The organism is Geodermatophilus sp. SYSU D00965, assembly GCF_054050075.1.
This window is the reverse complement of record NZ_JBJGYQ010000001.1, coordinates 62,999-77,255: the sequence shown is the minus strand read 5'-3', so window position 1 is coordinate 77,255 and position 14,257 is coordinate 62,999. Positions and strand designations below refer to the sequence as shown.

Genomic DNA, 14,257 nt, shown 5'->3' with positions numbered 1-14,257 from the left:
CAGCAGACCACAGGGCACCGACGAAACGGGAGGGGCCGGGCGCTACTGGTAGCTGATCAGCTCAGGTCGGGGGTTGACCTGCGCGATCGTCTCCTCCGGGCTGAGCATCGGGGCGTCCTCGTCGTAGAAGTTCTTCCACCCCCAGTACACGGCGTCCGGGTCGGTCTGCCGCAGCGCCTGCCAGGTCGCCTGCTTGTCCCCCTGCGAGCCCTGGCCGTCGGCGTGCACGAGCACCGCCAGCTCGTCGCGGGAGGTGTCCAGCCGCTCCCGCTCGGGGATCATCCGCACCTGGAACTGGTGCAGCACGAGCAGCTTCTGCGGCAGCGCGTTCTCGCGGGTGAGGTCGGCCAGCCAGGTCACCACCTGGTTGACCTCGTCGACCGACACCGACCCGATCTGGGTCAGGTGCACCTGCCCGGGCGCCAGCCGCCACTCCGGGTCCAGCGCCAGGCCCACGTAGGGCAGCTCGAGCAGCGACCGGTACTGCTCGGCCTGGGTGACGAAGTCGGTGCGGCCCGGCTGCAGGTCGAGGACGACGTAGAGCCCGGCCTCCCCCGCCGCCTCCACCCACGGCCGCAGCTGCTCGACGTCGGTCTCGGTGGAGTAGTTGCCGTCCGGGCCGGCGAACTCCGAGGCCACGGTCGCGATGACCTCGAACGCCGGGACGACGGTGGCGTCGGGGACCAGCCCCTCGTAGGGCGCCGCGTGCTGGCGAGCCCGCTCCACCGAGGCCTGCGGGTCCTGCTCGCCGAGCACGCCCAGCGCACCGCTGCCCGGGTGCCCGTAGAGCGCGACCAGGAAGTGCTCCGGGAACAGCAGCTGGCCACCTCCGGGCAGCTGCTCCCCGGTGGCGGCGGTGGCGAGCTTCCAGTCCAGCCCGTCCTCGGCGGCGAACCCCGCACCGAGGGCGACGACCGAGCCCGAGCCGTCCGCCAGCGCCTCCACCACCTCGGCCGACGCCCGCGGGTCGGTCGCGCCGCCGGTCAGCAGCACCCGCGCCCCGGCGGCCCGGGCGGTGGCGATCCCGGCCACGGACTCCGGCGTGCCGGCGGCGAGCACCAGGGTGCCGTCCAGCGGCTCGGCGCGCTCGACCGCCGGCAGCGCCGTCACGTCGCCGTCCGCACCGGGTGCGTCCCCGGGCGCCTGCAGGGCGACCGGGTCGTCCGGGTCCAGCTCGGCGACCGCCCCGGCCGCGGCGTCGCCGTCCACCTCGCGCGTCTCGGCGAGGTCCAGCCCCGTCGCCTCGGCGACCGCCTCCGGCGCGGCGGGGACGGCGACGACGTCGAGCCCATCGCCGAGCCCCTCGGCCTCGCCCACGGCCAGCACCGTCGTCGCGCCCAGGCGGTCCAGCTCGCCGGTGAGCGCGTCGGCCGCCCCGCCGTCGGCGGGCTGCACCAGCAGCGGGGCGCCGAGGCCGACCGCGGCCGAGGCGCCCAGCAGCGTGCCGGCCGCGTCGCCGTCGCGGGCGACCACGACCACCTCCGCGGAGTCGAACAGCGCGCGGCTGGCCGACGCGGCCGATGCGGCCGGGTCCTCGTCGGCGACGAGGGTGAACTCGGCGTCGGGGGCCGACGTCCCCACGCGCAGGGACTCCCCGGCCTCGGCGTCGGTGTCCTCGGTGAACGAACTGCAGCCGCCCGCGAGCAGTGCGGCGGCCATCACGATCGGCGCTGTCTTGGAGCGCACGGCTCCCTCCCCCGCCGGGCGTGCGGTCGCGCGGGGGCGCGACGACAGCGACGCGCTCGGCTGCCGGGGACCCTAACGGGGCGGGGTGCTGGACACGGCCCTGCCGCGCCACGAGCATCGGCCGCGACATGAGCACCGCACCCCTGTCGGGCCAGCCCGACACCCGATCGACCGGCTGGCGGGATGGGTCCGAGCCCCTCCCGCGGCGAGGCTCGACGGCATGACCACCGACACCGCCGTCCTGCCGACCGTGTCCCCGACCTCGAGCGCCCGCCCGTCCGGGTGGCTGCGCCAGCTCGGCGTCGACACCGGCTACTCGCTGCTCGCCTTCCCGCTGGCGATCGCCGCGTTCGTCCTCGTCGTGACCGGCCTGTCGGCCGGCACGGGCCTGCTCGTCGTGTGGGTGGGGGTCGCCGTCCTGGCGGCCACCCTGCTGGCCGCCCGGGGCCTGGCCGCCGTGGAACGCGCCTTCCTGCCCGGGGTGCTGGGCCGGCCGGTGCCCTCCCCGGCCTACCTGCGTGGCGGGGAGGGCGGCCGCGTGCGCCGGCTGACGACGCCGCTGCGTGACCCGCAGTGCTGGCTCGACGTGCTGCACGCCGTTCTGCGGTTCCCGTTCGCGATCCTCGGGTTCGTCGTCACGGTGACGTTCTGGGCGGGGGCCCTGGGCGGTCTCACCTACGGCCTCTGGGACTGGGCGCTGCCCGACGCGTCGGCCGACCCGGACAACACCGACCTGCTCGAGCTGCTCGGGTTCGAGTCGTCGCCGTGGTCGCGGATCCTGCTGTACACCGCGATCGGGGTCGTCTTCGCCGTCCTGCTGCCGTTCGTCGTCCGCGCGACGGCGCTGCTGCAGGCCCAGCTCGGCCGGGCCCTGCTGACCTCCCGGGCGGCCACCCAGGCCGAGATCGGCCGGCTGGCGCAGGGCCGCGACGCCGCCGTCGCCGCCGAGGCGGTCGCGCTGCGCCGGCTCGAGCGGGACATCCACGACGGGCCGCAGCAGCACCTGGTCCGCCTCGGCATGGACCTCTCCCGCGCCCAGCGGCAGCTCGACCGCGACCCGGACGCCGCCCGCACGACGCTCGGCGAGGCCGCCGTCCTGGCGAAGGAGGCGCTGGAGGAGCTGCGCGCCCTCTCCCGCGGCATCGCCCCGCCGGTGCTCGCCGACCGCGGCCTGGCCGCCGCGCTCGCCGCGATCGCCGCCCGCTCCCCCGTGCCGGTGGAGCTCTCGGTCGACCTGCCCGAGCAGCGGCTGGCCCCCGCCGTGGAGAACACCGCCTACTTCGTGGTCAGCGAGGCCCTGGCCAACGTGGCCAAGCACAGCGGCGCGTGCACCGTCCAGGTGGTCGTCGTGGCCGCCGGCCCGGCGCTGCGGGTCACCGTCGAGGACGACGGCGCCGGCGGTGCGGTGCTCGCGCCCGGGCACGGCCTGGCCGGGCTGGCCGACCGGCTGCGCGCGGTGGACGGCGTCCTGACCGTGGACAGCCCACGGGGCGGACCCACCCGGCTGGTCGCGGAGCTGCCGTGCGGGTCGTGATCGCCGACGACTCGGTGCTCCTCCGGGAGGGCCTGGTCCGGCTGCTCGAGGAGGAGGGCTGCGAGGTGGTCGCCGCCGTGGGCGACGGCCCCTCGCTGGTCCGGGCGGTGGCCGAGCACCGCCCGGACGTCGCCGTGGTCGACGTCCGGATGCCGCCCACGCACAGCGACGAGGGGCTGCGCGCGGCGGTGGAGGCCCGGACCACCGTCCCCGGGACGGCGGTGCTCGTCCTCTCCCAGTACGTCGAGGTGGCCTACGCCGACGAGCTGCTCGCCGACGGCCGCGGCGGGGTCGGCTACCTGCTCAAGGACCGGGTCACCGACCTCGACTCCTTCCTGGGCGCCCTGTCCGACGTCGTCGCTGGCGGCACCGTGCTCGACCCCCAGGTCGTGGCTCAGCTGTTCGCCCGCCGACGCGCCGACGACCCGGTACGGCGGCTGACCCCGCGCGAGCGCGAGGTGCTCGGGCTGATCGCGGAGGGCTCCTCGAACAGCGCGATCGCCCGGCGGCTGGTGGTCACCGAGGGCGCCGTCGAGAAGCACACCCAGCGGATCTTCGCCAAGCTCGGCCTCACCCAGGACGACGACCAGCACCGCCGGGTGATGGCGACCCTGGCCTACCTCCGCGCCTGAGCGGCGGTCCGGCTTCGTCGTACGCGGCGCGCAGCCGGGCGGGGGCGCGCAGCCGCCAGGCCTCGGTGAGCAGCTCGGCGAGCTCCTCGGGGTCGGCCGCGGCGAGGTCCACCACGACCATCGTCGAGTTCCGGTAGTGGTGCGGCACGGAGAACACCGCCGGCCGCTCGGCCGCCAGCGCGCGGTTCTCCCCCTCCGCCAGCCGGATCGCCACCCAGGTCTCCTCCGGTGGCATCGAGGCGAAGATCTTGTCCCGCACGCGCAGGCAGGCCATGTCCCAGGCCGGACGCTCGGTGGTCTCGGGCAGGGCGAGGGCGACGGCGCGGACGTCGTCCGGGGTGGCGGCCACGGCGCGCATCGTGGCACCGGCGTCCGACAACCCGTTCGCGACCGTCGGAGGGTGCCGGTAGACAGCGAGGGTGACCGATCTCGCCGACGCCCTCCGGCCCGCCACCGCCGAGGAGTGGCCCACCTTCAGCCGCGCCATGTTCACCGCCTTCGCCGAGCCGGCGCCGCGGTCCTTCGTCGACGCCGTCCCCGCGCACGCGGAGCTGGACCGCTCGCTCGGGCTGTGGGAGGGCGACCGGGTGGTGGCGACGTCGGGGGTCTACAGCCGGGAGATGACGGTGCCCGGCGCGGTCGTACCCATGGCGGGGGTCACCTGGGTGAGCGTCTCCCCCACCCACCGGCGGCGCGGCGTGCTGACCGCGATCATGCGGCGCCAGTTGACCGAGCTGCACGAGCAGGGCCGGGAGCCGGTGGCCGCGCTGTGGGCCTCGGAGGGCTCCATCTACGGCCGGTTCGGGTACGCGCCGGCCACCTGGCGGGGCAACCTCTCCGGCGCGGTCGGCCGGCTGCGGCTGCGGCCGGGCACCGGCGTCGGCAGCGGGCGGGTCGACGTGGTGACCGTCGAGCAGTACCGGGCCGCCGCGGTGGGCCTGTACGACCGGGTGCGCCGGTTCGTCCCGGGCAACCTGGCGCGCGACGACCGCTGGTGGGACCGCGCGCTGCGCGAGGAGGACGACCACCGCTCCGGCACGCCCGAGCGGCGGTACCTGCTGCACACCGAGCCCGACGCCACGGTCACCGGCTACGCCGCCTACCGGGTCAAGGGCGCCTGGACCGAGGACGGCGAGGCCGACGGCACGGTCACCGTCGAGGAGATCCGCGCGGCGGGCACCCCGGCCTACGCCGCGCTCTGGCAGTTCCTGCTGTCGATCGACCTGGTCCGCACGGTGAAGGCGCCGTCGCAACCGGACGACGACCCGCTGCGCCACCTGCTCGTCGACCCGCGCGCGCTGCACGCCCGCCCGATCGACGCGCTGTGGGTGCGCCTGGTCGACGTCGGCCGCGCCCTCGCCGCCCGGCGCTACCCCACGCCGATCAACCTGGTGTTCGAGGTCCGCGACCGGTTCTGCCCGTGGAACGACGGGCGGTGGGCGCTGACCGCGGGGCCCTCGGGCGGCTTCTGCGCGCAGACCGACAGCGACCCCGACCTGGTCGTCGACGTCGAGGCGCTGGCCGCCGCCTACCTGGGCGGCACCTCGCTGGCCACGCTCCAGGCGGCCGGCCGGGTCACCGAGGTGAGCCCCGGGGCGGTCACGCTGGCGGCGACCGCGTTCCGGTGGCCGGTCACCCCGTGGTGCCCGGACGAGTTCTGAAAGGACCCCGTCCTCCTCACCGCTCGCAGGCTCGCGGCGAGCCTCTGGACGGGGCCACGGCGGGGCCCTCCGGCGGGGCCGCGGCGCATGAGGGTCAGACCGGTTCCTCGCGGGTGGGCAGGCCGCCGGCGGGGCGGTGCCGGTTCTGCTCGTAGTCGGTGACCAGGCCGATGCGGCGGGCGTGCCGCTCCTCGCCGCTGAACGGGGTGGCGAGGAAGGTCAGCACCAGCTCGGTGGCCTCCTCGACGCTGTGCTGCCGGGCGCCGATGGAGACCACGTTGGCGTCGTTGTGCTGGCGGGCGAGCTCGGCGGTCGCGGTGTTCCACACCAGGGCCGCGCGGACGCCGGGCACCTTGTTCGCCGCGATCTGCTCGCCGTTGCCCGAGCCGCCGATCACCACGCCGAGGCTGCCCGGCTCGGTGACGGTGCGCTCGCCGACCTCGAAGCAGAACGGCGGGTAGTCGTCCTCGGCGTCGTACTCGAAGGCGCCGCAGTCGACCGGCTCGTACCCGGCGTCGGCGAGCGCCTTCTTCAGGTGCTCCTTGAACTCCAGCCCAGCGTGGTCGGTGCCGACGAAGACGCGCATGGCCGCGAGTCTGTCAGGCTGCCGCTCTGTCAGGCTGCCGAGGTGGCGGTGCTGGGGGTCGACGGCTGGCGGGGCGCCTGGGTGGGTGCGCGGCTCGAAGGCCGCACCGTGACGCTCCAGGTGCTGCCCGACGCCGCCGCCGTCCTCGCCGTGCCGGACGTCGACGTGGTCGGCATCGACATGCCGATCGGGCTCCCCGACGACGGCCCGCGCCGCTGCGACGACCAGGCGCGGGAGCGGCTGCGCGGCCTCGGGGCCGGCAGCTCGGTCTTCCCGACCCCGGTGCGGGCGGTGCTCGCCACCGACGACTACGCCGAGGCACGGGCGCTGTCCCGGGCGGCCACGCACCCGCCGCGGGCGCCGTCGGCCCAGGCGTTCCAGCTGGTCAAGGCGATCCGCGCGCTCGACGACGTCCTCGGCGACCCGCCGGTGGACCGCGTCGTCGAAGTGCACCCGGAGCTGGCGTTCCGCGCACTGGACGGCCGCGTGCGCGACCCGAAGGGGACCGCGCGCGGCACGGCCCAGCGACTCATCGCGCTGCGCGCCGTCATGGACGTCGAGGAGGCGCTGCTGCACGCCCCGCCGCGCGTCCCCGTCATCGACGCCCTCGACGCGTGCGCGGCGGCGTGGTCGGCCCGGCGGATCGCCGACGGGGTCGCCGAGTGCGTGGGCGACGGGGCCCGCGACGCCCGGGACCGGCCGATGCGGATCTGCTGGTGAGCTTCCGCGAGGTCGCCGACGGGGTCTTCGTCCGCCGGCACGAGTCCCTGGACCTCAACTGCGGGCTGGTCGTGGGCGAGGGCGCCTGCCTGGTCGTCGACACCCGCTCGGACCTCGGCGAGGCCGCCGACCTCATCGCCGCCGTCCGCCGGGTGACGTCGTCCCCCTGGACGGTGGTCGACACCCACGCGCACTACGACCACTGCTTCGGCAACGCCGCGTTCCGCCCGGCGACGGTCTGGGGGACGCGCGGGTGCGCCGCCGCCGTCCGCGCCACGGGCGAGGCGCAGCGCGCCGCGCGGGTCGCCGAGCTGCTGGCCGCCGGGGACCCGGCAGCGGCGGAGCGGGTGCGGCAGGCACCGCTGGACCCGCCGGACGCCCTGGTCGACGACGCCGCGGTCCTGGACGTCGGCGGTCGTGAGGTGGTGCTGCGGTTCCTGGGCCGCGGCCACACCGATCACGATCTGGTCGTGGAGGTGGACGACTGCGCCGTCTTCGCCGGGGACCTCGTCGAGGAGGGTGCCCCGCCGGCGTTCGAGGACGCCTTCCCCGCCGAGTGGCCGGCGACCATCGGTCGGCTGCACGCGCTGGCCCGCGGGCCGGTCGTGCCCGGTCACGGAGCGGTCGTCGACGCGGCCTTCGTGGGGGCGCAGCGGGAGGAGCTGCTGGCGGTGCTCGCCGCCGTCCGCGCCGGCCGGCTGGACGCCGGTCCCTACGACGAGGCGACGATGCGCACGGCCGCCTCCCGGCCTAGGTGAGCCGGCGGACGACGGGCAGCGGCAGCACCCGCAGCAGGGCCGCGACCGGCCGCCAGGGCCACTCCGGGACGTAGGCGCGCGCCGGCTCGCGCTCGATCGCCGCGGTGAGGGCGGTGACGCCGGTGTCCAGGTCGACGGTGAACGGGCCGCGCCGGCCGACGTTGATGTCGGTGGCGATGTACCCGGGCAGGACCGTGGTGACGCGGATGCCGGTGCCCAGGAGGTCGGCGCGGATGCCCTCCGCCAGGGAATTGAGCGCGGCCTTGCTCGCGCCGTACGCCGTCCGGGTGCCGTGCATGCCGCGGATCGAGGCGACCGAGGAGACGACCACGAGGTGGCCGGCGCCCTGGGCGCGGAACAGCTCGACCGCGGCCTCGCACTGGGCGTGCGTGCCCAGCACGTTGGTGAACAGCGTCGCCCGGTTGGCCCACGCCGTGCCGGTGCCGACCGAGGCGCCCTTGCCGATGCCGGCGTTGGCGACGAACCGGTCGATCCCGCCGAGCTCGCCGGCCAGCTCCGGGACCACCTTCTCGACCGCGGTGGCGTCGTCGACGTCCAGCTCGGCGGTCACCACGCGGATGCCGGGGTGCGCGGCGAGCAGCTCCTCGCGCAGCGCCTCGAGCCGGTCGGTGCGCCGGGCGGCGAGCGCCAGGTCGCGGCCCATCGCGGCGAACCGGCGGGCCATGCCCTCGCCGAGACCGGAGCTGGCGCCGGTGATCAGGATGCGCTGACGGACGGGACGCGACACACGGTCAGCATGCCCGACCGCGTCCGAGGGGCAGAGATGGCCATCTCTGCCCCTCGGACGGCCTTCAGCTGCGGCGGGTCAGCTCCAGCGCGTCGGCGGGCACCGAGTCCATGTCGGGGCCGGACAGGCGGGTCCGCTTGAGCTCCCAGAAGTCGGGCAGGTTGGCCAGCAGGACGGCGCCGTCGAAGGCCCGCCCGGCGTCCTCACCGGTCGGCACCTTGCTGATCACCGGGCCGAAGAAGGCCACGCCGTCGATGTGCATGACCGGCGTGCCGACGTCGTCGCCGACCGGGTCCATGCCCTCGTGGTGGCTCTTCTCCAGCGCCTGGTCGTACTCGGTGGAGGTGGCCGCCTCGGCCAGGGAGGCCGGCAGGCCCACCCGCTCCAGGGCCGGGGCGATCAGCTCGTCGAGCTCGACGCCCTCGTGGTGCCGCAGCGTGCCCATGGCGGTGTAGAGGTCGCCGAGGACCTCGTCGCCGTGCTGCTGCGCCGCGGCGATCGCGACCCGCACCGGGCCGATCGCCTTGGTCATCATCTCCTGGTACTCCGGCGGCAGGTCCCGGCCGCGGTTGAGCACGGCCAGGGACATGACGTGCCAGTGCAGGTCGATGTCGCGGACCTTCGCCGCCTCGAGCACCCAGCGGCTGGTCAGCCAGGCCCACGGGCACAACGGGTCGAACCAGAAGTCCACGCGGGCCTTCACGGGGGCGCTCTGCACTGCCTCGGTCACGGGTCACTCCTCGCTGCGCGACGTCTGTTCCGCCTGTTCCCAAGTCGGACGGCGGGATGGTTGTTCCCTCAACCGGACGAGGATCCCGCGCACCGCGAGTGGTGTCGGACGTCCGTGGGAAGCTGCCGTTCGTGGCCGTACCCAACCTGACCCGCGATGACGCCGCCCGCCGCGCCGAACTCCTGGCGGTGCACGACTACGACGTCCGGTTCGACCTGACCGACGGTGCCGGCGCCCCCGGCGAGCGCACCTTCGGGTCGACGACGACGGTGCGGTTCACCTGCCGCGAGCCCAGCGCGAGCACCTTCATCGACCTGGTCGCCGAGACCGTCCACTCGGCCACGCTGAACGGCACGGCGCTCGACGTCGCCACCTACACCGAGGAGGGCGGCCTGCCGCTGCCCGACCTCGCCGCGGAGAACACCCTCGTCGTCACCGCCGACTGCCGGTACTCCAACTCGGGCGAGGGCCTGCACCGGTTCGTCGACCCCGAGGACGGACAGGTCTACCTCTACACGCACTTCGAGCCGGCCGAGGCCAAGCGGGTGTTCACCTGCTTCGACCAGCCCGACCTCAAGGCGACCTACACCGTCCACGTGACCGCCCCGGCCGGCTGGGAGGTCGTCTCGAACACCGGCGGCCGCACGGTCGAGGACGCGCCCGCGGGCGCCCAGCTGGTGCACTTCGAGCCGACCAAGCGGCTGTCGACCTACCTGCTGGCGCTGATCGCGGGGCCGTACGCCAAGGTCACCGACTCGCACGAGGGCATCGCGCTGGGGCTGTTCTGCCGCGCCTCGCTCGCCCGGTACCTGGACCCCGACGAGCTGTTCCGGGTCACCAAGCAGGGCTTCGACTTCTACCACCGGGTGTTCGACTACCCGTACCCGTTCGACAAGTACGACCAGCTGTTCGTGCCCGAGTTCAACGCCGGGGCGATGGAGAACGCCGGCGCGGTCACGATCCTCGAGGACTACGTCTTCCGCTCGAAGGCCACCCGCGCCCGCTACGAGCGGCGCGCCGAGACGGTGCTGCACGAGCTGGCCCACATGTGGTTCGGCGACCTGGTGACCATGCGCTGGTGGGACGACCTGTGGCTCAACGAGTCCTTCGCCACCTACATCTCCACCCTCTGCCAGGCGGAGGCCACCGAGTACACGACGGCGTGGACGACGTTCGCCAACACCGAGAAGGCGTGGGCGTACGCGCAGGACCAGCTGCCCTCCACCCACCCGATCGCCGCCGACATGGTCGACGTCGCCGCGGTCGAGGTGAACTTCGACGGGATCACCTACGCCAAGGGCGCCTCGGTGCTCAAGCAGCTGGTCGCCTACGTCGGCCGCGACGAGTTCCTGGCCGGCGTCCGCCGCTACTTCCGCAAGCACGAGTACGGCAACACGACGCTGGCCGACCTGCTCGACCCGCTGTCGGAGGCCACCGGCCGCGACCTGTCGGCGTGGGCCGAGCAGTGGCTGCAGACCAGCCAGGTCAACACCCTGCGGCCGGTGTTCGAGCTGACCGACGACGGCCGCTACGCCCGCTTCGCCATCGAGCAGACCGCGGTGCCCGAGCACCCGGTGCTGCGCCGCCACCGGCTTGCCGTCGGCCTCTACGACCGCGGGCCCGGCGGGCTGACCCGTACCACCCGCGTGGAGCTCGACGTCGACGGGGAGCGCACCGAGGTGCCCGACCTGGTCGGCTCCCCGGCCGCCGACCTCGTCCTGGTCAACGACGACGACCTGACCTACGCCAAGCTGCGGCTCGACGAGCGCTCGCTGGCCACGCTCCAGGAGAGCATCGGCACCATCCCGGACTCCCTGGCCCGCGCGCTGTGCTGGTCGGCGGCCTGGGACATGACCCGCGACGCGGAGCTGCCGGCCCGAGACTGGGTCGCGCTGGTCCTGGCCGGGGTGGACGCCGAGACCGAGATCAGCGTCGTCCAGTCGCTGCTGGCCCGCGTGCAGAGCGCCCTGGCCAACTACGCCGACCCGCGCTGGGCCGAGACCGGCTGGCGCGCCCTGGCGGACAAGGCGCTGGCGGCGCTGGAGGCCGCCGAGCCGGGCAGCGACACCCAGCTGCAGTGGTCGCGCACCTTCGCCACCGCGGCGCGCACCGAGGAGCACGCCGCCGTCCTCCGCGGCCTGCTCGACGGCTCCCGCGTGGTCGAGGGGCTGCCGGTCGACGCCGACGCCCGCTGGGCGTTCCTGCACGGGCTGGTCGCCATCGGCGCCGCCGGGGACGCCGAGATCGAGGCCGAGGAGGCCCGCGACGCGACCGCGACCGGACGGCGGCGGGCCGCGACCGCGCGGGCGCTGCGCCCGACGGCGGAGTCGAAGCAGGAGACCTGGGAGCGGGCCTTCACCGACGACACCATCCCCAACGCGGTGCACGAGGCGATGCTGCAGGGCTTCTGGCACCCCGCCCAGCGGGAGCTGACCGCGGGCTACGTCGAGCGCTACTTCGCCGACGTCCGCCCGCTGTGGGACCGCCGTCCCGGGGAGATCGCCAAGAACGCGGTGCAGTACCTGTTCCCGCCGGTGGTGGAGCTGCGCACGGTGCAGGCGGCCGACGCCTTTCTGGCCGGGGAGGACCACCCGGCGCCGCTGCGGCGGCTGGTCGCGGAGGGCCGGGACGGGATCGCACGGTCGCTGCGGGCCCGGGAACGGGACGCCGCCGAGAGCGCCTGAGCCCGGACGCCACGGGGCCCGGCCGGGACGCTCGTCCCGGCCGGGCCCCGATGCGTGGGACGGCCCCGCCCGACCGTGGGCCCCTGCAGGGTCCGCCGCGAGCTCGCGAGTGGCGGGGGCAGGGGGTCCTTCGTCAGTGGGTGCGCAGGCTCCGCGGGTGGCCGGCCTGGTCGGACAGCTGGCGCAGCCCGTTGACGATGCCGCCCACCAGGTCGCCGGAGGCGAAGGAGTTGGTCATCGACAGCACCGCCAGCGCGCACGCCCGGTCGGGCAGCCGGCGGGACGCCGCGGCACCGGCGACCACCTCGATCACCCGCTGCCCGGGCGAGACCGCCAGGAGCACCGACTCGGCCAGGTGGTCCCCGGACCGCTCGAACAGCTCCTCGGCCCGCTGGCGCGTCTGGGCACCGAGGTCACCGATGTAGAGGGTGAACCGCAGCCCGGTCTCCCGGGAGGACATGGTCAGCGCCTCGTCCAGGCGGAGCAGGTCGCGGTAGCTGAAGATCGAGTCGAGCGGCTCGGCCTCGTCGGCCCGCGTCGGCAGGGTGCCGGCCGACGTCGCCGTGTCGTGCGACTCGGCTTCCAGCGCGCGGGTCATCGCAGGCCTCCGGAGGCGTTCTCGGTGCGGGTCTGGGGCGTCATCGGGTCACCACGTCCCTCGGGCGCCGCCGTAGGGGCGGGCCGAGGCGACGGCCGCCGGCGAGGGGGTGTGTCCCCCGCCGCCGTGCCCGCCCTGCGGCAGGGCCGGCGCACCGCCGTGCTGCTCGGGGTACATCGACGAGCCCAGCGCGGTGGTGCCGTCACCGGGGACGGCGGCCGGGCCGTGGGCCTCGGCCGGGCCGTGCCCGCCGCCGCCCTGCGGGTGCGGCTCGTACCAGACCGGCTCGTGCTCCCACGGCTGGCCCGGCTTGTAACGGGGCCTGCGGCGACGCGCGCCGGGGGCGAGCGTCAGCAGCGCGAGGAGGAGGACGACGGCCAGCGGGGCCACCACGTAGACGAGGATGGTCTCGACGACGGTCACGGCCCCAACCTACCGGCAGCCGCTCGGCGCCTCCTGGTCAGTCCCACCCGGCGGGGTGACGGTGCGCCCAGGGGCGCGCGGCCTCCAGTTGGGCGGAGAGCGCGATGAGGGTCGCCTCGTCGGCGGGCCGCCCGACGAGCATGGTGCCGATCGGGTGTCCGGCGTCGGTCCAGTGCAGCGGGACGCTGACCGCCGGCTGCCCGGTGACGTTGAAGACGGCGGTGAACGAGGCGTATCGCTTCTGCCGCTCGAAGTCGGCCGCGCCGTCCCCGTCGGCGTCGAACCAGCCCAGCGGCCGCGGCGTCATGGTCGTCACCGGCGCCAGCAGGACGTCGAAGGCCCGCGTGGCGTCGATGAACCGGCGGGAGAACAGCCGCAGTGCGGTCAGCGCCTCCATCGCCGCCTGGGCAGACAGCGCGAGGCCCCGGGCGCGCAGCTCGCGGGTGAGCGGCCGCAGCTCGTCGACCCGGCCGGGCGGGACCGGCAGCAGCGTGCCCGACAGCGACCACACCCGCTCGAAGGCGGCGAGCACCTCGGGGCCGAGCAGCCCCGGCGGGACGTCGTCCACCTCGTGGCCGAGGTCGGTCAGCAGCCGGGTGGCGTCGTCGAACGCGGCGGCGACCTCGGGCTCGAGCGCCGTGTCCGCCATCGGGGACTCCAGGTGCCGGCCGATCCGCAGCCGGCCCACCGGACGGTCGGCGTAGCCGAGGAACGTCTCGCCCGGCGGGGGCGGCGGGGCCCAGAGCGCGTCGCCGAGCACCGGCCCGGCCAGCACGTCCAGCATCGCCGCGGCGTCGCGCACCGTGCGGGCGATCGGCCCGTTGGTGCCCAGGCCGGTCACGTCGCCGCCCAGCGGCGCGTTGCTGACCCGACCGCGGGTGGGCTTGATCCCGAACAGCCCGTTGATGCTCGCCGGGATGCGGATCGAGCCGCCGCCGTCGCTGCCCTGGGCGAACGGCAGCATCCCGGCGGCGACCGCGACCGCCGCTCCCCCGCTGGACCCGCCGGCCAGCCGGGTGCGGTCCCAGGGGCTGCGCGCCGGACCGGCGAGGGCGTTGTCGGTGTAGCAGGGGAAGCCGAACTCGGGGGTGTTGGTCTTGCCGACGCTGATGGTCCCGGCCGCGGCCAGGGCGGTCACCACGTGGTCGTCGACGGTGGGCACGTTGTCGGCGAAGACCGTGCAGCCGTACGTCGTCCGGACGCCGGCGGTGTTGTTGAGGTCCTTGACCGCGGTCGGGACGCCCAGCAGCGGCGGCAGCTCGCCGCCGCGCGCGACCCGGTGCTCGGCGCGGCGCGCCGCGGCCAGGGCCCGCTCCGGGGTGACGGTGAGGAAGGCGCCGAGCCCGGGGTCGAGCGCCTCGACGCGGCGCAGCGCGTGCTCGACGAGCTCGACGGGGCTGACCTCTCGCGCGCGGACGGCGGCGGCCTGCTCGAGCGCGGTGAGGTCGTGCAGCTGGGTGCCGGAGGTCACGGTCGGGGACGCTAACCCGGTAGACA

At 75.4% G+C, this 14,257-nt stretch carries 14 protein-coding genes; 6 read left to right on the top strand and 8 right to left on the bottom strand.

Annotated features, from left to right (window positions below):
• Positions 1 to 42 precede the first annotated feature (42 nt).
• Positions 43 to 1,686 carry a hypothetical protein gene (locus ACI789_RS00365; RefSeq protein ID WP_457006169.1) on the bottom strand — a complete coding sequence of 548 codons (1,644 nt, stop codon included), beginning with the start codon at positions 1,684 to 1,686 and terminating at the stop codon, positions 43 to 45.
• Between the two features lie 220 nt (positions 1,687 to 1,906).
• Between ACI789_RS00365 and ACI789_RS00360 the strand changes: the two genes are divergently transcribed.
• Together ACI789_RS00360 and ACI789_RS00355 are read left to right on the top strand one after the other, a co-directional pair.
• Positions 1,907 to 3,220 (top strand): sensor histidine kinase, encoded by a 1,314-nt coding sequence (locus ACI789_RS00360; protein WP_457006168.1) that lies wholly within the window; start codon positions 1,907 to 1,909, stop codon positions 3,218 to 3,220.
• Complete coding sequence (locus ACI789_RS00355) at positions 3,208 to 3,852, top strand: response regulator (protein ID WP_457006167.1); 645 nt, start codon at positions 3,208 to 3,210, stop codon at positions 3,850 to 3,852. The genes ACI789_RS00360 and ACI789_RS00355 overlap by 13 nt, the downstream gene beginning before the upstream one ends.
• Here ACI789_RS00355 and ACI789_RS00350 read toward each other — a convergent pair.
• Positions 3,791 to 4,201, bottom strand: a complete 411-nt coding sequence (locus tag ACI789_RS00350) for an MmcQ/YjbR family DNA-binding protein (protein ID WP_457006166.1) — start codon at positions 4,199 to 4,201, stop codon at positions 3,791 to 3,793. The two genes, ACI789_RS00355 and ACI789_RS00350, sit on opposite strands and share 62 nt — an antisense overlap.
• Positions 4,202 to 4,271: 70 nt before the next feature.
• On the opposite strand from ACI789_RS00350, the gene ACI789_RS00345 reads away from it, so the two are divergent.
• Entirely contained in the window at positions 4,272 to 5,513 is a 1,242-nt protein-coding gene (locus tag ACI789_RS00345; protein WP_457006165.1) for a GNAT family N-acetyltransferase, read from the top strand.
• 94 nt (positions 5,514 to 5,607) lie between these two features.
• Here ACI789_RS00345 and ACI789_RS00340 read toward each other — a convergent pair whose 3' ends face one another.
• On the bottom strand, positions 5,608 to 6,099 hold the full coding sequence (locus ACI789_RS00340; protein ID WP_457006164.1) for a ribose-5-phosphate isomerase: 492 nt from the start codon (positions 6,097 to 6,099) through the stop codon (positions 5,608 to 5,610).
• Between the two features lie 42 nt (positions 6,100 to 6,141).
• Here ACI789_RS00340 and ACI789_RS00335 point away from each other — a divergent pair, with 42 nt between their 5' ends.
• Together ACI789_RS00335 and ACI789_RS00330 are read left to right on the top strand one after the other, a co-directional pair.
• Positions 6,142 to 6,819: a DUF429 domain-containing protein gene (locus ACI789_RS00335; RefSeq protein ID WP_457006163.1), complete on the top strand. Its 678-nt coding sequence runs from the start codon at positions 6,142 to 6,144 to the stop codon at positions 6,817 to 6,819.
• Positions 6,816 to 7,577, top strand: coding sequence for an MBL fold metallo-hydrolase (locus ACI789_RS00330; RefSeq protein WP_457006162.1), 762 nt, complete (start codon positions 6,816 to 6,818; stop codon positions 7,575 to 7,577). The genes ACI789_RS00335 and ACI789_RS00330 overlap by 4 nt, the downstream gene beginning before the upstream one ends.
• On the opposite strand, the gene ACI789_RS00325 is transcribed toward ACI789_RS00330, so the two are convergent.
• Positions 7,570 to 8,325, bottom strand: coding sequence for an SDR family oxidoreductase (locus tag ACI789_RS00325; RefSeq protein ID WP_457006161.1), 756 nt, complete (start codon positions 8,323 to 8,325; stop codon positions 7,570 to 7,572). The genes ACI789_RS00330 and ACI789_RS00325 overlap by 8 nt on opposite strands.
• 64 nt (positions 8,326 to 8,389) lie before the next feature.
• Positions 8,390 to 9,055, bottom strand: coding sequence for a mycothiol-dependent nitroreductase Rv2466c family protein (locus tag ACI789_RS00320; protein WP_457006160.1), 666 nt, complete (start codon positions 9,053 to 9,055; stop codon positions 8,390 to 8,392).
• Between the two features lie 131 nt (positions 9,056 to 9,186).
• Between ACI789_RS00320 and pepN the strand changes: the two genes are divergently transcribed.
• Positions 9,187 to 11,739, top strand: coding sequence for an aminopeptidase N (gene pepN / locus ACI789_RS00315; RefSeq protein WP_457006159.1), 2,553 nt, complete (start codon positions 9,187 to 9,189; stop codon positions 11,737 to 11,739).
• A gap of 133 nt (positions 11,740 to 11,872) precedes the next feature.
• On the opposite strand, the gene ACI789_RS00310 is transcribed toward pepN, so the two are convergent.
• Genes ACI789_RS00310 through ACI789_RS00300 form a run of 3 tightly spaced genes read right to left on the bottom strand, consistent with a single transcriptional unit; the run spans position 11,873 to position 14,231 of the window.
• Positions 11,873 to 12,337, bottom strand: a complete 465-nt coding sequence (locus ACI789_RS00310) for a DUF5130 family protein (RefSeq protein ID WP_456919006.1) — start codon at positions 12,335 to 12,337, stop codon at positions 11,873 to 11,875.
• Positions 12,338 to 12,385: 48 nt separating this feature from the next.
• Positions 12,386 to 12,760, bottom strand: coding sequence for an aa3-type cytochrome oxidase subunit CtaJ (gene ctaJ / locus ACI789_RS00305; RefSeq protein WP_456919005.1), 375 nt, complete (start codon positions 12,758 to 12,760; stop codon positions 12,386 to 12,388).
• 37 nt (positions 12,761 to 12,797) lie between these two features.
• Positions 12,798 to 14,231, bottom strand: a complete 1,434-nt coding sequence (locus tag ACI789_RS00300; protein WP_456919004.1) for an amidase — start codon at positions 14,229 to 14,231, stop codon at positions 12,798 to 12,800.
• Positions 14,232 to 14,257: the final 26 nt, after the last annotated feature.

Coding starts and splice junctions, on each gene's coding strand:
- ACI789_RS00340 (WP_457006164.1), bottom strand. CDS start 6,099: ATGCGCGTCTTCGTCGGCACCGACCACGCTGGGCTGGAGTTCAAGGAG.
- ACI789_RS00310 (WP_456919006.1), bottom strand. CDS start 12,337: ATGACCCGCGCGCTGGAAGCCGAGTCGCACGACACGGCGACGTCGGCC.
- ACI789_RS00360 (WP_457006168.1), top strand. CDS start 1,907: ATGACCACCGACACCGCCGTCCTGCCGACCGTGTCCCCGACCTCGAGC.